18 protein-coding genes and 1 pseudogene are annotated in these 19,534 nt (G+C 33.9%); 7 read left to right on the plus strand and 12 right to left on the minus strand.

Going from position 1 to position 19,534, the window contains the following annotated elements; all coding sequences use genetic code 11:
• Window positions 1–2: 2 nt before the first annotated feature.
• Window positions 3–101, plus strand: a pseudogene (locus C0T34_RS05505) (pirin family protein); the annotation flags it as partial.
• A 454-nt stretch (window positions 102–555) separates the two neighbouring features.
• Window positions 556–2,028 (plus strand): anion permease, encoded by a 1,473-nt coding sequence (locus C0T34_RS05510; protein WP_098942064.1) that lies wholly within the window; start codon window positions 556–558, stop codon window positions 2,026–2,028.
• A 96-nt stretch (window positions 2,029–2,124) separates the two neighbouring features.
• On the opposite strand, the gene C0T34_RS05515 is transcribed toward C0T34_RS05510, so the two are convergent.
• From C0T34_RS05515 to C0T34_RS05560, 10 genes are all read right to left on the minus strand, one after another.
• Window positions 2,125–2,421, minus strand: a complete 297-nt coding sequence (locus C0T34_RS05515; RefSeq protein ID WP_098942063.1) for a helix-turn-helix transcriptional regulator — start codon at window positions 2,419–2,421, stop codon at window positions 2,125–2,127.
• A gap of 31 nt (window positions 2,422–2,452) precedes the next feature.
• Window positions 2,453–3,445 carry a fimbrial protein gene (locus tag C0T34_RS05520; RefSeq protein ID WP_109849807.1) on the minus strand — a complete coding sequence of 331 codons (993 nt, stop codon included), beginning with the start codon at window positions 3,443–3,445 and terminating at the stop codon, window positions 2,453–2,455.
• Entirely contained in the window at window positions 3,426–3,719 is a 294-nt protein-coding gene (locus C0T34_RS05525) for a helix-turn-helix transcriptional regulator (RefSeq protein WP_098942061.1), read from the minus strand. Before C0T34_RS05525 ends, C0T34_RS05520 begins: the two co-directional genes overlap by 20 nt.
• Window positions 3,720–3,742: 23 nt before the next feature.
• On the minus strand, window positions 3,743–4,234 hold the full coding sequence (locus C0T34_RS05530) for a fimbrial protein (RefSeq protein WP_098942060.1): 492 nt from the start codon (window positions 4,232–4,234) through the stop codon (window positions 3,743–3,745).
• Between the two features lie 12 nt (window positions 4,235–4,246).
• On the minus strand, window positions 4,247–4,762 hold the full coding sequence (locus tag C0T34_RS05535; protein WP_098942059.1) for a fimbrial protein: 516 nt from the start codon (window positions 4,760–4,762) through the stop codon (window positions 4,247–4,249).
• 87 nt (window positions 4,763–4,849) lie between these two features.
• Window positions 4,850–7,360, minus strand: a complete 2,511-nt coding sequence (locus tag C0T34_RS05540) for a fimbria/pilus outer membrane usher protein (protein WP_109849808.1) — start codon at window positions 7,358–7,360, stop codon at window positions 4,850–4,852.
• Window positions 7,361–7,384: 24 nt separating this feature from the next.
• The gene (locus tag C0T34_RS05545) at window positions 7,385–8,053 is read right to left on the minus strand and encodes a molecular chaperone (protein WP_109849809.1); all 669 of its coding nucleotides are present in this window, start codon (window positions 8,051–8,053) and stop codon (window positions 7,385–7,387) included.
• A gap of 69 nt (window positions 8,054–8,122) precedes the next feature.
• Window positions 8,123–8,647, minus strand: a complete 525-nt coding sequence (locus tag C0T34_RS05550; protein WP_109849810.1) for a fimbrial protein — start codon at window positions 8,645–8,647, stop codon at window positions 8,123–8,125.
• Window positions 8,648–9,138: 491 nt separating this feature from the next.
• On the minus strand, window positions 9,139–9,744 hold the full coding sequence (locus tag C0T34_RS05555) for a histidine phosphatase family protein (RefSeq protein WP_098942055.1): 606 nt from the start codon (window positions 9,742–9,744) through the stop codon (window positions 9,139–9,141).
• 22 nt (window positions 9,745–9,766) lie between these two features.
• A complete protein-coding gene (locus tag C0T34_RS05560) occupies window positions 9,767–11,260 on the minus strand; it encodes a DASS family sodium-coupled anion symporter (protein ID WP_098942054.1) in 1,494 nt (497 codons plus the stop codon).
• Between the two features lie 109 nt (window positions 11,261–11,369).
• On the opposite strand from C0T34_RS05560, the gene C0T34_RS05565 reads away from it, so the two are divergent.
• The 4 genes from C0T34_RS05565 to C0T34_RS05580 all read left to right on the plus strand — a co-directional run bounded on the left by C0T34_RS05565 (window position 11,370) and on the right by C0T34_RS05580 (window position 15,153).
• Complete coding sequence (locus C0T34_RS05565) at window positions 11,370–12,284, plus strand: LysR family transcriptional regulator (RefSeq protein ID WP_098942053.1); 915 nt, start codon at window positions 11,370–11,372, stop codon at window positions 12,282–12,284.
• A 120-nt stretch (window positions 12,285–12,404) separates the two neighbouring features.
• A complete protein-coding gene (locus C0T34_RS05570) occupies window positions 12,405–13,229 on the plus strand; it encodes a VanW family protein (protein WP_109849811.1) in 825 nt (274 codons plus the stop codon).
• 226 nt (window positions 13,230–13,455) lie between these two features.
• Window positions 13,456–14,034: a YebB family permuted papain-like enzyme gene (locus C0T34_RS05575; RefSeq protein ID WP_196556616.1), complete on the plus strand. Its 579-nt coding sequence runs from the start codon at window positions 13,456–13,458 to the stop codon at window positions 14,032–14,034.
• Between the two features lie 189 nt (window positions 14,035–14,223).
• The gene (locus C0T34_RS05580) at window positions 14,224–15,153 is read left to right on the plus strand and encodes a Dyp-type peroxidase (protein WP_098942051.1); all 930 of its coding nucleotides are present in this window, start codon (window positions 14,224–14,226) and stop codon (window positions 15,151–15,153) included.
• A 72-nt stretch (window positions 15,154–15,225) separates the two neighbouring features.
• On the opposite strand, the gene C0T34_RS05585 is transcribed toward C0T34_RS05580, so the two are convergent.
• On the minus strand, window positions 15,226–15,573 hold the full coding sequence (locus C0T34_RS05585) for a hypothetical protein (protein ID WP_098942050.1): 348 nt from the start codon (window positions 15,571–15,573) through the stop codon (window positions 15,226–15,228).
• Between the two features lie 171 nt (window positions 15,574–15,744).
• A complete protein-coding gene (locus C0T34_RS05590; protein ID WP_231039512.1) occupies window positions 15,745–16,044 on the minus strand; it encodes a hypothetical protein in 300 nt (99 codons plus the stop codon).
• An 819-nt stretch (window positions 16,045–16,863) separates the two neighbouring features.
• Between C0T34_RS05590 and mutS the strand changes: the two genes are divergently transcribed.
• A complete protein-coding gene (gene mutS / locus C0T34_RS05595) occupies window positions 16,864–19,428 on the plus strand; it encodes a DNA mismatch repair protein MutS (protein WP_109849813.1) in 2,565 nt (854 codons plus the stop codon).
• Window positions 19,429–19,534: the final 106 nt, after the last annotated feature.

Here is a 19,534-nt window from a genome sequence, read left to right on the forward strand (position 1 = left end):
TTATGAAAAAGATCATAGGTATTTATAAAGCACCTCGTCAACATTGGGTTGGTGATGGTTTTCATGTTCGCTCACTCTTTAGTTATGGTAATCATGGTAAAAATAATTGTAAATATTATTTGCTATTATTCAGCTATTGTTAATAACATTATAATCACATAGGTTAATAAAACAAAAACGACTAAAAATAATAACATAATCCGTTATAACCTTATCAATTAAATATTATAAATGTGATATGAGATAAATTCACATACCACAATTATATTTTATTTCCACCTATCATTGGAATTGGTTTTTATTATTAAACTTTAGTTGTAATAAAAAAACACTAATAAAAACACAGAGATAAATAGTCACCTTATATTTCAATAACATTGAGTTACATAAAACCTCTTGTTTTAAAATTAAGTTAATAGATAATTTTATTTTTATGACACTAATCAATGAATATTTAATAATATGTTAATAAGATTATCTTAAATAAAAACACTTATTCGCTTTATTTTTTACTTCCAATTATTTATTTAACCTGCAACCTAATGGAATAACCTGATGAATAAATTAACTCCATTACGACCCATACCTACATTAATCGCCGTTTCTATTACCCTTATTATTTGGTTTCTGATCCCAGTACCACAAGGTGTTGATCCCAATGCTTGGCACTTATTAGCACTCTTTGTTGGTACTATCGCCGCTATTATTGGTAAAGCTCTCCCTATCGGTGCTGTTTCTATTATTGCTATCGCATTAGTTGCTGTGACGGGGGTCACTAACCCTAATTCAACCAAAGCCGCTATCGGTGATGCATTAAGTGGATTTTCCAATGATCTTATCTGGTTAATTGGTATTTCCATTATGGTGTCAATGAGTCTGAATAAAACCGGGCTCGGCGCTCGAATTGGCTATTATTTTATTTCACTATTTGGCAAAAGAACCATTGGAATAGCCTATTCATTAGCTATTGCTGAAACAATATTAGCCCCAGTAACACCAAGTAATACCGCGCGTGGTGGTGGGATTATTCACCCAATTATGCGTTCAATATCAGACAGTTTTAACTCTAAAGCAGAAGATGGTACAAGTGGTAAAATAGGTCGTTATCTCTCTTTAGTGAACTACAATATAAATCCTATTACTTCTGCCATGTTTATTACGGCAACAGCTCCTAATCCACTCATTGTGAGTTTAATTATTAGTGAAACTGATCCTACACATGAGCTTAGTTGGTCTATGTGGGCTATTGCGGCTTTTGTACCCGCTATCGTTTCATTAATTTTAATGCCTATTGTTATTTATCTACTTTATAAACCTAAAATAACCAGCACCCCGAATGCACCACATTTTGCTAAAGAACGTTTAGCACAATTAGGACCTATTTCATTGCCTGAAAAAATAACCCTTGCCGTCTTCGCCTTATTATTAATTATGTGGGCTGGCGTCCCTGCGCTGTTATTTGGTGATGGATTTAGCGTTAATGCGACGACTGCGGCATTTATTGGCTTATCTATTTTATTATGTACAGGCGTTTTAAATTGGGATGATATTTTAAAAAACAAAGGTGCATGGGATACCGTTGTTTGGTTCTCTGCCTTAGTAATGATGGCATCCTTCTTAGGAAAATTAGGATTGATTAAATGGTTGTCACTCAGCGTAGGGGCAAGTATTGATAGTATGGGAATAAGTTGGGTCAGTGGCATGATATTACTGGTACTAATTTATGTTTATTCTCACTATTTCTTTGCCAGTACTACAGCCCATATTACCGCAATGTTTGCAGCTTTCTATGCCGCTGGTTTAGCCCTTGGCGCACCACCAATGTTATTAGGTCTTATTTTGGCATTTTCATCTTCATTAATGATGTCATTAACGCATTATGGTACAGGTACTGCGCCAATTATTTTCGGTTCCGGCTATGCCACATTGGGTGAATGGTGGAAAACAGGATTTGTGATGAGTGTAGTTAACCTTATCGTTTGGATAACCTTGGGTAGTGTATGGTGGAAAGTGTTGGGATATTGGTAAAAATAAACGCCTATAAACACATTAATGCCTAAGTGTCCGTGATCACACCATTATTTAAATAATGAGTCACACCTTAGGCATTCTTTTAAAGAAACCTCATTGTATAAATAATACTTCTGCCATGTAGTGATTTTTTTTACTATCGATTTTATCTTCCTCAAGCTTATTATCTTCAATAAGCACATCACTTAAAAAATATTCAGGCTCCACATCAAAAAGATAAGATAGACAATAAAGCGTTTCAGCATGAATATTTGTGTCTCCATTTTCATAACGAGATTGATGTTGTTGACTCACGCCAAGTAGTGCGCCGAGTTCATCTCCACTCATACAATACATTTCTCTCAAACTTCGGATCTTTCTTCCAACTAACTTTGATATTCTCTTGTTCATAACAAATATCCTCATAAACAAATAAAATATATTATTCATATAGAATATTAACTGTTGCGACTGAGTTAGCACTACCCGCGGTTATCGTATTACCTGTTTTAATATAACGCGCTTTCCAATTAAAAATATAATCACCAGAAGAAACATTATTTTGCATAGTCAGTTTTGTATTTAATTTAATTGGACTATTATTGGCATTAACTAATTGAATACCAATTCCCGTTGCACTATTAGCACCAGATAATTTTAATTTTCCTGTATTTGCGTCAATATATCCTGCACTACTTGTCACAGTTGCTTTAATATTTGTTCCTGCCGCACAATTCAACGTAATAGGAACATTAACATTTTGACTCACATCCCCAATATTTTTAAATTGAGTATCGTACCAAGTTCCTAAATTTATATTGTAGCTAGTTGCTTTTGTTGTACATTTTAATGAGTTTACTTTTATTGCCCCAGCGGGGATCCTTAATGTTGACAAAATCCATTGGTGATTATTAGGTAAAGTATTATGTTGTACCATTCGAGCTAAATTTCCTCCCGTTAATGTATTCGATTGAGTTACTCTACCTGTCTTTATTATTTCTACTGTCCAAGTAGGATTAATAATAATAAATTTACTTTTAATAACATTGCTAGGATAATTATCACCAGTATATTTAAGATTTATATAACCCATATTATTCATTTTTACTTTTATTCCAATGCCAGGAATATTTGTTGTTGCTATTTTATTGGAATTAGGTGTCCATCCATTAATGAAATCACCCTTAATAAAAGCATTATCTCCACATCTACCACTATTTTCTTTAAATGAAGTTATATTAGCTGGTCTATAATTAAGTGTAAATGTTGCTAGTGTTCTTGTCGTTAGATCGTCATATTGAATATTAAAAACGCGATTTGGGACATCAACCATCACATTATTATAATTTGGATTTTGTATACATGCGGCAGTGGAATAAGCAGAATAAATTAATACTCCACTTACTAACAATGATTTAATTATTATATTTTTCATTTTTAATTCCACTCCGTATTAAGAGAATATTTTTTATTTCAAAGTTATCTTTTTCATCGAGAATAAAAAAATCTTTTATATGAATACCAAATATCTGTGCATATTGATCTAATCTATCCAAATTAATTCTATTAACTCCCCTTTCATACCTTGATTGTTGCTGTTGACTGACTCCAATTATTGTGGCTAATTCATCTAATGAAATCCCTTTCATTTTCCTGTAATAGGTAATCTTTCTACCTATTGCTTTTGATACTGGATATCGGCTACTCATTTTCATTTTCCCCAATGAAAAAATTAATTATAAAGTAATGTAAATTCAAGATGGCTTTTAAATGTACCTGTACTTATTCCACTACCCGTTTTAACTAATCTTGCTGACAAAGGGTATTCAACTGTTTTTGTTTGACTATTAATAACAGCTTCTAATTTTGTACCATTCTTTACCGTTGTTTTATTTCTATTTTCTATTAAATTTAATGCCACATATTTTGCACTGCCATTATTTAAAAAATAATTCCCATTATTAGGATCAGAAACACCTGCTATTGTTATCGTCGCTTTTTGTGTACTTATTGGGCAATTTCTTAGTTTTATTGAAAAATCGATCCAATCTGTGTTTTGGTTATTCTGTAAATTTTTAATATTTATTTTCTTAAAATCAATTAAATAGTTTTTATTCTCAATTTCACAAGGAGATACCGTCACTGTTCCATAAATATTGATATTTACAGTACTCGCCATTGTAAAAGATGAGAAAAATAGAAATAAAAAATTTATCGCTTTCATAGTATTTCTCTTTTATAAATAGACAATATTTGCAGTCACTTTCGCCGATATTGTTCCTGGCATTCCCTTTCCTGATGGGCTAAAAGCTCGCGTTCGTAGTCCTAGGTTAATATCAGTTCGTCCATTTAATGTGATGATTAATGATTGTTGATTTCCTAGTTTTAACGTGCCTGTCCAATTCTCTAATTGCACTGCAATATTTTTAGCACTTCCTTGATTTTTATATAGACTACTCGGGTCAGCAGTATCCGAATCACCTGAAAACGTAAGTTTTATTTGATTAATCGCCGTGGAACAATTTTTAAAATCTATATAAAAAATATTCCAGCTAGACGCTGAGTTTGCCTCTTCAAAATTAGCAGCGGGTATATTTTTTAAATCAACATTAATATTATCGCCACTCGAAACATTGCATGTGGCGATCCTAATATTACCTGTAAAATTTAAATTAACGCTATCTGAAGCTCCAGATGTAGAGCTTATTATCAGAGCATTTATTAAAAATAACTTACTGATTATTTTTTTCATTTTCATTTCCTACACGTAGCAGATATCGACAGCTATATTTTAATTAGCTGTAATAATGCAATTAGATTAATAAAATATTTATGTTATTTATTTATGGCAAACTACGGTAGTTTTATAAAGTCCTAAATAATGAGGAACTCCTAATAAATTATAAGTTGCACTACATTGTTTATCATTATATTTAACAATAAACTGTCCTTTTTCACTTAATCCTGACAAATAAACCTCACCATCATTACCAACGATGTTATTTAATTGAGGATTATCTTTAAAAATAATTTGCGCTCCAAAAGGAATTAATTCACCATTTTCTAATGTTAACGAAATTAATGCACGATATCCGACATTCGCAGAGAAATTTGCTTTCACTAATGCGCCACGGCTAGGAGCAACCGTCTGGCTCGTTAATGCCATTTCAGTATTTTCTGGTAATGCTGTCGTATCAATATCGATTGTATTTTTACGATATGGTGTAATATAAGGCACTAAAGCATAACCATAACTATTAGTTTCTACCCCTGCTTGATTTAAAACTGCCACATTACCTGCTTTAGGAATATCTACAATAGCTGCGGTCTCGCCAAGCTGTTGGCCCAAGACAATCCCTCCAGAATGCGCGACTAAACTACCATTAACACCGTAATATAAATTATAATTGTCTTTACTATATCCACTTCCCCCCGTCATTTCACCGTACTTACCCTTATAAGATGCATTTAAATTTCCAGAAGATCCTTGATCTTGGTTTGTAAATGCTTGTTGTAGACTCCAATTTAATCGATTATTTAATTGAGATGCGGAAAGCCCCACATTTCCTGTACTTGGACTTTGACTACTACTCGTCGTATTAAAGTTATAATAAAACGTATCATCAAAGAAACTAAACGGCACACTCACCGATAGCGCTAATTGGTGGTCATCATTACTTTTGGAGTAACTGCTCGATCTATAAGAATAATTATTTGTATTTTTATTATAGGTATAATTTAAACCGTAACTAATACCTTGCCAGCTATTGTTATATCCCACCGTGGCTGACTGTGTTTTTCTATCACTGTTCCAATAGTTTTCCCTGATGTATCCCAAAGACAGAGAGCCTAATGTCTCGCCTAAATTCTGATTAATTGTAATTTCAGCACGATTACGTCTACGTTCTATTTCTGGTGCATTAGCACCATTTCGATATTCGTCAAAAACCTCCGCTAAACTATAATATCCGTCAGTTGAATAACGATAGCCTGCTAGGGCAATATTCGTTCCAATCGTATTTAGATTTTTGTTATATCTGAAACGGTAAGACTGTCCGCGCGATGTATCACCATTATTTAATTTTGAGTTTGCTTGAGTAACATCTATTGAAATTGCGCCTAATGCGCCTAAATTTTGTCCTACACCAATAGAATATGCTTGATAATGGTTACTAAATTGGCTTCCACCATAAGCCGTTGCTCCATAAGGTAAACCATAAATTAATGTTAATTGACCAAATTTCTGTTTTTCAATTTCTTTATCATAAGCACGATATTCCCCCCCAGTAATACTATAAGAAACATAGCCTTCACGTTGTAAAACAGGTAAAGAAGCAAAGGGGATTATTTGGTGTTGTTCACTTCCATTTGATTCTTTGATTGTGACATATAAATCACCACTACTTCCTGTTGGATAAAGATCATTAATTTCAAAAGGACCTGCTGCCACTTCTGTTTGATAAATGGTATAACCATTTTGTCTGATCGTAATCTGTGCATTACTACGCGCAATACCACGTACTACAGGTGCATATCCACGTACACTTTCAGGATACATATCATCATCAGTACCGAGTTGTACGCCTCTAAAAGGTACACTGTCAAAAATAGAAGAAGGTGATACTCCATCCCCTAAAACTAATTGGCTTTTTAGTTGATTAATACTACGCGATAAATAAGTATAAACAGTGTTCCACTTACTGGATTTATCGTCACTATTAGACCAAGTCGTGTAATTTCTTAAACGCCATGGCCCTATATTTAGACCAGGTCTTAAATTAAGATAATTCGATGTAATATCTGAACCATCATTTTTACGATCATAATTTTTAGAACCGCTATAACTGTAATTTAATAACAGTGCGGTAATACCGTTATCTATATTATTTAAATCAACAAATCCTCTAGGATTCTTATTCATCGCTATTTGTGGAATGCTTAAGTACAAACGCTGAGAATTAAACTCGAATTCACTTTTTGCATTAGGGATCGCTGATAAATTAATACAGTTATTTTCTTTTGTTTCTAATTCTGGGTATTCCTTTGTTTTAATACCAAATTTATCTAGATCAGAGATTGATAAACAGGGTATTAACTTACCATTATTTATCTTTTCAAATTTAATATTTTCAGTACCAATTAAATTAGTATTAACATAAATATCGACATAATATTTACCGGGCAATTGTTCATTATTTTCAAATTGAGATAAATCAATAGAGCCTTTATTAGGTAATTCTAAAAAATCAGGATCAAAATAAAGATTATCTATATTAGACCCTTCCGCATACAGCGAGGCCGTATAGCCCAAATATAAAATTAGGCTAATACATATTTTGCTAATTTTCATATTAAAACCTAAATTTATAATTTATTATATTTTAACTTCTGATAAATTTACGCTGGCACCATAGTCATTAATAACTTCCCAGTTTATCGTGCCGTGTTTATTATCATCATTTATATCAAATGATTTTGTTGAAAAAGGTTCAACATAAGAGACATCATTGACTGATTTCCCATTAAAATTAATCATCTGAAAATTAAAGTAATAGGGTGTTGGATTATTCACACTAATTTTATTTCCAACTTTTGACCATCTTAATTTTTTCTGCTCTTCCTCAAAATTTACCTTTTTTAAATTTTCAGGTCGATAAATTAATTTCATTTGAGTCTTAAAAGCAATCTGCAATGAATTTTCTGTTTTTTCTGTAGCAGGTATTGTTTTTATATTTAACCAAAATAGAGACTCTTTATCGCTAGGTAAATTCCCTTCAGTTAAAAAAATCCTCAGCGTATTCGCCTTATCTGGATTTAATCTAAATAAAGGTGGAGTAATAGTAAATTTTGACTGTTTATTTTCATTAACATCATCTATCCAAGACTGGATTAAATAGGGAATTTTATCTGGATTTTCAACATTAATACTAACGTTTTTATTTCCCTCTGTGTAAATAACTCTAGTTCCACCAATAATAACGCCAGCAGAAGATTGACTAATAAAAAAAAGAATAGAAATTAAAAAGACAATAATAGATTTCACATTATCACCACTGTATTATTTATAATAAGGTTCAAGTCCTTTTAAACCTTAATTTATATTTAATCTTATTTAGTTATAGTTAATAGTAAATGTTGCATTACCATTTGCTAAACCCGCAGTAACAGAATCTGTTTTAGCAATATAACGAGCTCTAAAATCTAAATTATTTTCAATATTTTCTTTTAATGGATAGACTTTAGATGCTGTAAATAAAGGTACTACAACATTCGCATCATCCGTAATTTGAATACCCACTCCAGTTGCTACACCCGACTCTTTTTTCAGGGCAATAACACTGTCATCACCTACATATGAATCAGCGTCAAATTTAACAGATGCAGTAGTCACTGTTTTAGGGCAATTAATTAATTTAATTGTGAATTTTGTCGCTGCAGCAGTACTCCCTGTACTTGGTAATGCTTTTTTAGAGACGGTACCTAAATTAACTTTTAAAGCATCAGAGCCAGATGCTAGCTCACAGGCGTTATCAATAATTTCACCTGTAAAATCAATAGTACCATCCTCAGCAAACGCATTATTAACTGTAAAAATAGAACCACTAGCAATAAGTATTGCAAGTAAATTTTTCTTCATTTATTTTCTCCAAAAAAATAATTATTAATATATTTATTAATATATTTATATATACTGGTTAATACATGAATTTAATCCACATCAATAATTAACTCAATATATGAGTATTATTATATTATTTTTTAGAATAAACAAGTTTGCCTTAATACAGCATTAAATATACATTTATATACTTTAATAAATGTTAATTTTAAAGTTACACATCATGAGTTAATAAATAAACTTAAGATCTAAATATCTTTCTTTTTTTTTAATTATTGTAGATCAATAAAAACAAAATAAAATTTTAAAACTAAAAATTTATTTTGTTTATGATTTAATTTCGAATAATAACTTATACGGTGTAATTAATGGATTTTTTTTATTTTTAATAGATATGAGCATAAAAAAGAGCAAGGTTTCCCTTGCTCTGATTTAATATCGGAGTGCTTTTTAGATCGTTATATACATTGATTTACTACAATTAATTTGAAAACCACCTCTTATTAATCTTAATCAGCGACATTCTTATCTGGCATATAAGAGCCAATATTATAGGCTTCTAATTTTGGTGCTTTGTCAGAATTAAGATCAAAATTAAATATCGTTATTGTGCCTGGTGTTGCTGGTAATAAAAACTCAGGAGATAAATTTAAAAATACTTTGCAGGCGGCACGAATAACACCACTATGCACAACTGCTAATAAATCGCTGTCTTCTTTATGCACCCATCCTTGTAATGCCGCACCAATGCGATCGCAAAAATCAAACCAATTTTCGCCTTTAGGTGGCGTATATGTTCCTGCTCGCCAATTTTTGTATTTATCTGCATGGTGTCTTATAAGTTCTGGTTTTCGTTGCCCCGTCCACTCTCCCATATTTAACTCACGCAATAACGGCTCTTTAACTGCTTCAGGATGACCAACAATTTCTGCGGTTTGTACTGTTCTGCCTAAATCTGACGTAATAATCCGAACTGGCGATAACAATTTAATGCTCTCTTTTATCGCCATTGCTTGATTAATACCTTTTGGTGATAAACATGAATTAGCATGTCCTTGTAAGCGCGATTCCATATTCCATAAGGTTTCACCGTGTCTTAATAAAATTAGTCTCATTATTATTCCTTAATTTAATGGTTTAAAGACCATATCCAAGAATTTGGAACCAAGTAAATATCGCAATAGAAATTACCGATGCCCCAACAAAACAAGTAATTAATCCATATTTCATTTGCTCTAATACACTAAAGTAGCCACTTGAGAAATAGATAGTATTTACTTTCGAATGTGGTGGTAAGGTAATGGTATAAGTCAGTGTAAATGACGCAGCTAATGCCAATGTAACCGGATCCATGCCCAATGTTTTAGCAAGTGCAATAATGGCTGGAATTAAGATGGTTGTTTTTACTGTTTTACTGGTAAAAATTAAATGGCTATACATGCAGATAAAGACAACCACAATATAAACCATTGTAGTGCTCATATTTTCTAGCCCGAGCCCATAAACCATTTTACCAATTAACCATTGTGCTCCTTCTGTAGATTCTAAGGTGTTACCAGCCGCATAAGCACCTGCTGCAAATATCATTAGATCCCATTTGATATTGGCTTCATTCCACGTTAATAAGCCAATACGAGGCATCAGGCAAAGAATGGCAGCAATAACAGCAGTCATATAAACACTAATCTTGAAGCCAAACATATCTTGGTGATAGCTTTCGGTTGCCCATAAGAACACTGCCATTAAAAAGATATACATGGCTTTTTTCTCATTCTTAGTTAATGCACCAAGTTGAGAACGTTCTTTTTTCAATTTCTCTAGCGAGCCTTCAAAATCCACTTCCCCTTTAAAAGAGAATAATTTTAATCCAATAAAAAAGGAGATAGTCATGCCAACAATAGCTAATGGGAAAGAGGCAATTAGCCAATCCATATAACCAATAGAACCACCTGCTTGTGAATTGATAAATCCAACCGCAATAATATTAGCGGCAGTACCCGTCATTACGCCGGATGTTGCCAAAGCATCAGCTTGTACACCTTGCAACATCATTAATTTCCCGTAATTGCTTTTTCCGGGAATTGCCTTATGTATCTCTAATAAGATCATACAAATAGGCACCATTAATGTTGCGCGTGCAGTCGTTGAAGGAACAAAGAAAACTAAACTGAAGTTAATTAAAATAAGAACAAATAACGCTTTTTTGGGGGTTTGCCCAAATTTGGTGATCATCCATAAAGCAAAGCGTCTGGCAATATTCGATTTGATCATGGCGGACGTTAAAACAAATGCTGAAACCATCAGCCAAATAACATCATAACCTAATGTACCGAAAACCACTTTCTCTTTTGCGACAGTTCCCGTTATTGGAAGTAAAACAATAACGAGCATTGAGGTTAAATAAATGGGTAAAGATCCACACACCCATAAAATTAACGCCGCACAAAAAATAGCAATGGCTTTTTGCCCTTCAATACTTAATCCATCTGGTGTTGGCATAAAAAATAAAACGAGTAATACCAATAAAGCTAAAGGTATTCCTATTGTTTTTAAGGTTATCTTCTTACCGTTTTGTTTTGGTGATGATGGCGCTGGTTTAGCGATATCATCTCGCTTCGCAGTCTTTTCCATAACCGATTCCTCTTAATGTGTAGGGTAGGAAGTCCAGTATAGAAATATTGAGGTATAAAGATAATTGTATTAATATATTATAACTATAAAAATAATTTATGGTGTTGATATGAATTTAAGCCAACTTGATGCTTTTCTACTACTTGCCAACGGTTTTAATGTTACGGAAACCGCAGAACGCCTATTCTGCACTCAACCAAGTGTGAGTATTAAAATCAGAAAACTAGAAGAAGAATTGCAAACAACATTGTTTGAAAGGATCAATAATCGGCTTTATTTAACTCCCCAAGGTAAGGTTTATCAACAGTACGCAACTCAGATTATTAACTTGGTAAAATCTTCTTCTGAGCATATGCGACAATTTGATGATCCCTCTAAAGGTGAAATTAAGTTTGGCGCTAGCCATTTTGTTGGCGTTTACCTATTACCTCAAATTATGGCGCAGTTTAGAGAGCAATATCCTGATGTGAAATTAAGTATGGATATTTCAAGCTCAACACAACTTATCCGTAAGCTTGATACCCAAGAATTAGAATTTTTGATCATGTCAGATCATATCTATTTAGATCCGACGGAATATCATCTTGATACCTTTCTTATCGATCCCTTAGTGCTTATTTGTTCACCTGAACATTGGTTGGCAAAAAAGAAACATTGCAGATTTTCTGATATTGCATCAGAAGTTTTTCTGATCAAACCCGAGCACTCTGCTACTCGTGATTTTTTATTAGATAGGATCCAAGAAAATAATAAAGAACTCAAAAATGTGATGGAAATAAATAGTTTAGAAGGAATAAAACAGGGTGTTATTCACGGTTTAGGGATCTCAATTTTATCTCGTTTGTCTATCATGCAAGAATTAAAATCTGGTCTTTTATGTGAAATTGCATTTGATGATATTCAATTTAGCCGAGGCATTCGTTACTTTTATCATAAAGAAAAGTATATCTCCCCAGCCACTAAGAACTTTTTATCTATCTTACAATCTCAAGCTCAAATTTTAACTAAAGATATCAATAAGTAAATTTAGTGACTAAATTTTTAACCCTGTTATTTTAAGGATATCAGCATATCAATATCCTCATTAGATCGTTATTATACTCACGTTTATCCCTTTCTATTTGCTATTGTTTAAAAGGATTTTATGCGTAGAACACTCTCGTCTTATCACCCTATTCTTTATGCTTTGAGAGTGGCTCAGCGTCGTTTATTTCGTTCTCTTCGTTGGTATTTTTCAGGTCGAAAATACAGCAGAGACGTTCAACCAGAACAACGACTTTCTTACCGTTATTTAAAACATACATCTAAATTAATTAGTCGCCGTGGCGAAAGTGATATTCAATTACAATACAATAAAATAACGAATCTTAAATTAGTCGAAAAAGCGTTAGATGGCGTAGTGATAAAACCGGGTGAGTATTTCTCTTTTTGCTATTTAGTCGGTAAACCTAGCTATAAAAGAGGTTTTATTGATGGTATGCAGCTTTCCTATGGCGAAGCAAGAAAAGGTGTAGGCGGTGGAATTTGTCAGGCGAGTAATTTAATACATTGGTTAGCACTACATTCTGAATTAAAAGTGGTCGAGAAAGCTAATCATAGTTTTGATCCCTTTCCTGATGAAGGGAGAGTGCTTCCTTTTGGCTCAGGAGCCGCTATTTTTTATAATTATGTAGATTTAGTCTTATATAATCCAACATCTTATGATTACCAAATTAGATTACATGTCGCTGAACATCAGTTAGAAGGCGAACTCCTTTGTAGTGAAGCAAGAGAATATCGTTATCATATTTATGAGAAATCTTCTTCTTTTATCAAAAAGGGAGAGCATGTATATCGTTGTAATGAAATTTGGCGAGATATTTACACTAAGAACAATGTAGGTGCTTTTCCTCAATTAATTACATCAGAATTACTTTATGAAAATAGTGTGGTCGTGAAATATGATATTTCAAATGAGCAACTAAGTTAATTTACTTAAATATATATTTATTACTCAATTAAAATATTAATTTAATATTTTAATTTTATCTTCTTATTCTAAATAAATAATTATTTTTCTCTTAAAATTAAGAACACCTTAAATCCGAGTATTCTTTTTATCTTGAGATCATTGAGTTATCAAATAGAAACCTTATGTACTTATTATGGTCAAAGAATGGTGATTATGTTTCTATTTAATAGGTCATATAATGATGATAAAAATTGATTATCCACAAAAATTAGAAGTTGGTGATATCGTATTTACGTGTATTGGTACCTCTTTATTTCGTCAAATTTCCTCAGCTTCTTTATGCTGGAGTAATCATGTTGGCATTATTATTGGTCATAATGGTGAGGATTATTTAGTTGCCGAAAGCCGAGTTCCGCTCTCAACCACAACCACATTAACCCGCTTTATTAACCGCTCTGCGGGCAAACGTTATGCAATACGCCGGCTATCCACACAACTCTCTGACGAACAAAAAAATGCACTTGTTGCACAAGTACCTGAAAGATTAAATAAGCTTTACCACACAGGTTTTAAATACGACTCTTCCCGCCAATTTTGCTCTAAATTTGTTTTTGATATTTATAAATCAGCACTCTCTATTCGTATAGGTGAAATAGAAACATTCCAAGAGTTATTAAGCAAAAATCCTAATGCCAAATTACAATTTTGGAAATTATGGTTTATTGGGCAAATACCGTGGGAAAGAACCACTGTCACTCCAGCTAGTTTATGGCAACATCCGCACCTATCTTTAGTTTATCAAAGTCATGAGAATATTAATTAATACAGTGTATTAGCATTAAAAAAAATAGAGAAAACAATAGCATTTCTGATACTGTTTATTGATAAAAATCTGAATAAAACTCAAACCCTCTCTTTGTAATAGGGAGGTTTTTGGTGTAAAACTAAAAAACAATATTTTGTAAATATAGCTTAATTTTATTCATCTATTATTCGTCATTTAGGGATCACTATGAAATACCAAGATGTTACGAAATCACCCTGTGAGAATGCTTATTTTTTAGTTTTTAACCTCACCTATTCACCCGAGAACCGCGATACTCTGATCGATTTTTGTAATAATTTTTCTGGCCTGATACGTAGCATGAGAACACGTTTTCCTGAATTGGAAACAAGTTGTGTAATGGGATTCGGTGCAAATGCATGGGCTACATTATTTCCCAATCAGCCTAAACCCAAAGAGCTAAATACCTTTAAAGAAATTAAAGGTGATACTTATACCGCGGTTTCAACTCCAGGCGATCTTTTTTTCCATATTCGAGCTCTCAAGGTTTCAGCCTGTTACGAATTAGCATCTATCATCAGCCAAAAGCTAAAGAATATTGTTACGCCTGTCGATGAAGTACATGGATTTAGATATTTTGATGGGCGCTCTATTATTGGTTTTGTCGATGGAACTGAAAACCCAGAATATGAAGATGAACGAGCTTCTTATGCTGTTATTGGTAATGAAGATCCTGAATTTGCAGGTGGCAGTTATGCCTTTGTACAAAAATATATTCACGATATGGAAGCATGGGAAAAACAGCCTCTTATCGAACAAGAAAAAGTCATTGGTAGACATAAATTTAATGATGTGGAATTAACCGATGAAGAAAAAGAGCCTGGTTCACACAATGTTGTCACCAATATTCAAGATGAGAACGGCGAAGATTTAAAAATTGTCAGAGCCAATATGCCTTTTTCCAATCCATCCAAAAATGAATATGGTACTTACTTTATTGGTTATGCACGTTATTTTTCAACAACTAACCGTATGTTAGAAAATATGTTTGCAGGTACACCTGAGGGCCATACGGATAAGTTGCTTAAATTCAGTACCCCTGTAACCGGTACATTATTCTTTGTTCCATCACCCGAATTTCTGGATGATCTAGCATAATTTCTATTACAAGTAGATATATAGGCTTGTTACTTATATATCTACTTTCTATTCTGGTTTTTTCTGGGTCAACTACAAACCAAATACATTAACGTAAAACTCTTTGCCGTCATCTGTACTTTCAATGGTATAAGTAATCGGAATAGAATTTTTACCACCTTTACCTTCAAAAGAAAGTTCAGCAGCACATGAGTAAGTATCTCTCTTCTCATCATGCTCACGGGTACGTACGCTTTCTACTTTGATCTTAATTTGATCGATCACTGACGCCATTCTTTGATCACGTAATTCATCTTTTGTAATATCAATCACTAAGTTCTTTGCTTCAGTGCTATCACAATTAGGTGTTGCATCACCACATCCCACTAACGGTAACGCTAATGCACCTAATAAAGCTAATTTTAGAATTCTAGTTTTCATACTGGTTATTTCTTCCTTGCTCACGAGATAAAATAAATTTTTCAATATTTTACCTAATAATTATCTCGCAACAATATAGGGTAATAACAGTTAGGATAAGATAACGATAGAGATTAAGATTTTGGCGTTAAGAAAAACATTAAGTAAAACCTACGGACTTTAACTTCAATGTTAATGTGCTTCGATTTCTTGTTTGTTAATCACCCCAATAATATCAACACGAATATTTCGCGTATCCGCTCTTCCTTTATCGTCTACTGCACGAATACGATAGCGACCACTTTCTTTGGGATACCATTCTATTGAACGCTGATTTGTACTATTCCCTAGATAAGCATCATCAACAAACCAATAAATAATATTGCTGTCATTATCCGTTGTTGCATTAAATACAATTGATGTATTTGGTGATGAAGCACGCCTTAAAGTATAAGTGGTATTACGTAATGGAGATAAAATACGAGGAGGCATTCCTGTAATAGCAATATCTCCATTTTTACAGTGAGCAGTAGAAGGTGGTATTCGCTTTGGTAACCCTGCTTGAACAAATACTTTAGCTAAATCAGAAGGCCAATATTCAAAAACTTCAATCTTGACCTGAACTTCATTATATGGGGGACAAGCAACCTTTCCCGTCGCTGATCAATACCCTAATAACTCACTAATTTCTGCCACAGAGTTAAGAATTGAAAGTGTAATTGTATAGGGGGGCGAATATTTACGACTCATAATGTGGCTCTTTATGTTTATTTTAAAAAAATCTAGCGACTGTAAGACGATGACTAAAAAATATTATTTATCTATTTTTTGTTTAATTATCGATAAGATAACCTATTACTCTTACACACTCTTGATTTTTACATCTATTAAAAATCGAAAAATAGCTAACAAACTTTTTTTATGCGAGTTATACCGCAAAAGAGATGATTTTCTTATGTTTAGCATTTAAATATCTAGCCTTGTTTTCGTCATTTGCGTATTTATATTTTGTGTGTAAAAAGTATCCCACTTTATTTATCAATGTAATTAAACATCATTAAAATCAATATGTAATGAATTAAAAATAAAGAGTTTTCAGAAAAGTGCAGATTATCATTAATGGTGAATTAACGATATTATAGTGTGTGAAATTATTTGGCTTTTGGTCTAAAAAGATATTTGGATCATTAAAACAATGAACTGAAACCTTGTGATATGATCACGCAATGCTTGTGAAATAGAACGATATGCGGTGTAACAACAGATTTTCACAAATAACTCAAAATTCAATACGTTAAGACAGACAACAACATGACTGACATTCAACACTTAGACTCCCACACACCAATGATGCAGCAGTATCTTAAGATTAAAGCAGAGCATCCTGAAATCTTACTGTTCTATCGTATGGGTGACTTTTATGAACTGTTTTTTGATGATGCCAAAAAAGCCTCTCGCTTATTAGATATTTCATTAACAAAACGAGGTCAGTCCGCAGGTCAACCTATTCCTATGGCAGGTGTTCCACATCATGCTGTTGAAAACTATCTCGCTAAATTAGTTCAACTAGGAGAATCTGTCGCTATTTGTGAACAAATTGGTGATCCTGCAACAAGTAAAGGCCCTGTTGAGCGCAAAGTTATTCGTATTGTAACGCCGGGTACTGTTACTGATGAAGCCTTACTTGAAGAGCGCCAAGACAACCTTTTAGCGGCTATTTGGCAAGATAAAAATGGCGCATTTGGTTATGCAACGTTAGATATCACATCAGGGCGTTTTCGTGTTACTGAAATGCCAGATAGTGAAAGCATGACTGCCGAATTGCAACGTACTCATCCAGCGGAATTACTCTATCCAGAAACTTTTGAGTCGATGGCACTGATTGAGCGCCAGCAAGGCTTGCGCCGTCGTCCTATTTGGGAATTTGAACCAGAAACAGCAAGACAACAACTGAACCTGCAATTTGGTACTCGTGATTTAACAGGCTTTGGTGTTGAAAATGCACATTTGGCACTCTGTGCTGCTGGGTGCTTATTACAATATGTGAAAGATACACAACGCACTGCATTGCCCCATATTCGTAACATCACTATGGAGCGTCCTCAAGATTCAATTATTTTAGATGCGGCGACTCGGCGTAATCTTGAATTAACACAGAATCTTGCAGGTGGTACCGATAACACACTCGCATCCGTACTTGATCTCTGTGTTACCCCTATGGGAAGCCGCATGCTAAAACGTTGGATACATTCGCCTTTGCGCCAACGTGAACAACTCGTTAAACGTCAAGATGCAATTAGTGCATTACAGCCCCTCTATTTTGAACTGCAACCTTTTTTACGACAAATAGGTGATCTAGAGCGAGTCTTAGCTCGTTTAGCTCTACGCTCCGCACGTCCACGTGATCTTTCTCGTATGCGCCATGCTTTCCAGCAATATCACGATATTCATCAAGTGCTTGAACAAGCTGATATGCCTTACATCAAAGAATTACAAAAGCGTATTAGTCAGTTCGATGAATTATGTGAATTACTCGAACATGCTATTGTTGAAACACCGCCAGTATTAGTACGTGACGGTGGTGTTATTGCCTCTGGGTATAATGCCGAATTAGATGAATGGCGTGCATTAGCCGATGGCGCAAGTGATTACCTTGATAAACTTGAAATCCGTGAACGTGAAAAATGGGGTATTGATACTCTAAAAGTTGGCTTTAATGGTGTACATGGCTATTACATCCAAGTCAGTCGCGGGCAAAGCAATTTAGTGCCTATGCACTATGTTCGTCGTCAAACATTGAAAAATGCTGAACGTTATATTATTCCTGAATTAAAAGAGTATGAAGACAAGGTATTAACTTCTAAAGGTAAAGCATTAGCTATCGAAAAAATGCTTTATGAAGAGATTTTTGAAAAGCTACTACCTCACCTTACAGCATTACAAATTAGTGCAGAGGCTTTAGCTGAAACAGATGTTCTTTCTAACCTTGCAGAGCGTGCTGAGTCATTAAATTATACTCGCCCAGAATTGAGTGAAAAAACAGGCATTCAAATCACTGGAGGACGTCACCCAGTTGTTGAACAAGTCCTTAGTGAACCGTTTATTTCAAATCCATTACAATTAGCACCTCAACGTCGCTTATTGATCATTACAGGCCCTAATATGGGGGGTAAAAGTACTTATATGCGCCAAGCCGCATTAATTACTTTACTTGCTTATATTGGTAGCTTTGTACCTGCTGAAAAAGCCTTAATTGGCCCAGTCGATCGCATCTTTACGCGTGTCGGTGCTTCTGATGATCTTGCTTCTGGACGTTCTACTTTTATGGTTGAAATGACAGAAACCGCTAATATTTTGCACAATGCGACTGAAAATAGCTTAGTTTTAATGGATGAAATTGGTCGGGGTACATCCACTTATGACGGGTTATCTCTGGCTTGGGCTTGTGCTGAAAATTTAGCAAACCGCATTAAAGCGATGACTCTCTTTGCAACTCACTATTTTGAATTAACTACACTGCCTGAAAAACTTAAAGGCACTGCAAACATTCATTTAGATGCAGTTGAACATGGCGATACTATTGCCTTTATGCACAGCGTCCAAGAAGGCGCTGCAAGTAAAAGTTATGGTTTAGCCGTAGCGTCATTAGCGGGCGTGCCAAAAGAGGTGATCCGTCGCGCTAAGCAGAAGCTAAAAGAGCTTGAAATGCTATCAGGTCATACTGGCTCTGGTCATGTTGAAACGTCACAGCTGATGTTATTAACAGAAGCAGAGCCTTCTGCCATTGAATTAGCATTAGATAAAATCGATCCTGATGCATTAACACCTCGACAAGCATTAGAACAACTCTATCGTTTAAAAGAGATGGTAAAATAAGTCATAACAAATACTAAATATTGATAGCAAAAAGGCTCTGTTTGATTTTTCAGAGCCTTTTTTATGGCTTACTTTCTAATTTTTCAAATGAAGATAATCAAAGATA

This window comes from Proteus sp. CA142267, assembly GCF_003336825.1.
In the GTDB taxonomy this organism is placed as follows: Bacteria; Pseudomonadota; Gammaproteobacteria; order Enterobacterales; family Enterobacteriaceae; genus Proteus; species Proteus terrae.

What these genes read in the sequence shown, in the direction of transcription:
- C0T34_RS05550 (WP_109849810.1), bottom strand. Translation starts at nt 8,647, where the DNA reads ATGAAGAAAAATTTACTTGCAATACTTATTGCTAGTGGTTCTATTTTT.
- mutS (WP_109849813.1), top strand. Translation starts at nt 16,864, where the DNA reads ATGACTGACATTCAACACTTAGACTCCCACACACCAATGATGCAGCAG.
- C0T34_RS05535 (WP_098942059.1), bottom strand. Translation starts at nt 4,762, where the DNA reads ATGAAAAAAATAATCAGTAAGTTATTTTTAATAAATGCTCTGATAATA.
- C0T34_RS05560 (WP_098942054.1), bottom strand. Translation starts at nt 11,260, where the DNA reads ATGGAAAAGACTGCGAAGCGAGATGATATCGCTAAACCAGCGCCATCA.
- C0T34_RS05565 (WP_098942053.1), top strand. Translation starts at nt 11,370, where the DNA reads ATGAATTTAAGCCAACTTGATGCTTTTCTACTACTTGCCAACGGTTTT.
- C0T34_RS05590 (WP_231039512.1), bottom strand. Translation starts at nt 16,044, where the DNA reads ATGCCTCCTCGTATTTTATCTCCATTACGTAATACCACTTATACTTTA.
- C0T34_RS05570 (WP_109849811.1), top strand. Translation starts at nt 12,405, where the DNA reads ATGCGTAGAACACTCTCGTCTTATCACCCTATTCTTTATGCTTTGAGA.
- C0T34_RS05555 (WP_098942055.1), bottom strand. Translation starts at nt 9,744, where the DNA reads ATGAGACTAATTTTATTAAGACACGGTGAAACCTTATGGAATATGGAA.
- C0T34_RS05510 (WP_098942064.1), top strand. Translation starts at nt 556, where the DNA reads ATGAATAAATTAACTCCATTACGACCCATACCTACATTAATCGCCGTT.
- C0T34_RS05515 (WP_098942063.1), bottom strand. Translation starts at nt 2,421, where the DNA reads ATGAACAAGAGAATATCAAAGTTAGTTGGAAGAAAGATCCGAAGTTTG.
- C0T34_RS05525 (WP_098942061.1), bottom strand. Translation starts at nt 3,719, where the DNA reads ATGAGTAGCCGATATCCAGTATCAAAAGCAATAGGTAGAAAGATTACC.
- C0T34_RS05520 (WP_109849807.1), bottom strand. Translation starts at nt 3,445, where the DNA reads ATGAAAAATATAATAATTAAATCATTGTTAGTAAGTGGAGTATTAATT.
- C0T34_RS05580 (WP_098942051.1), top strand. Translation starts at nt 14,224, where the DNA reads ATGAAATACCAAGATGTTACGAAATCACCCTGTGAGAATGCTTATTTT.
- C0T34_RS05530 (WP_098942060.1), bottom strand. Translation starts at nt 4,234, where the DNA reads ATGAAAGCGATAAATTTTTTATTTCTATTTTTCTCATCTTTTACAATG.
- C0T34_RS05585 (WP_098942050.1), bottom strand. Translation starts at nt 15,573, where the DNA reads ATGAAAACTAGAATTCTAAAATTAGCTTTATTAGGTGCATTAGCGTTA.
- C0T34_RS05540 (WP_109849808.1), bottom strand. Translation starts at nt 7,360, where the DNA reads ATGAAAATTAGCAAAATATGTATTAGCCTAATTTTATATTTGGGCTAT.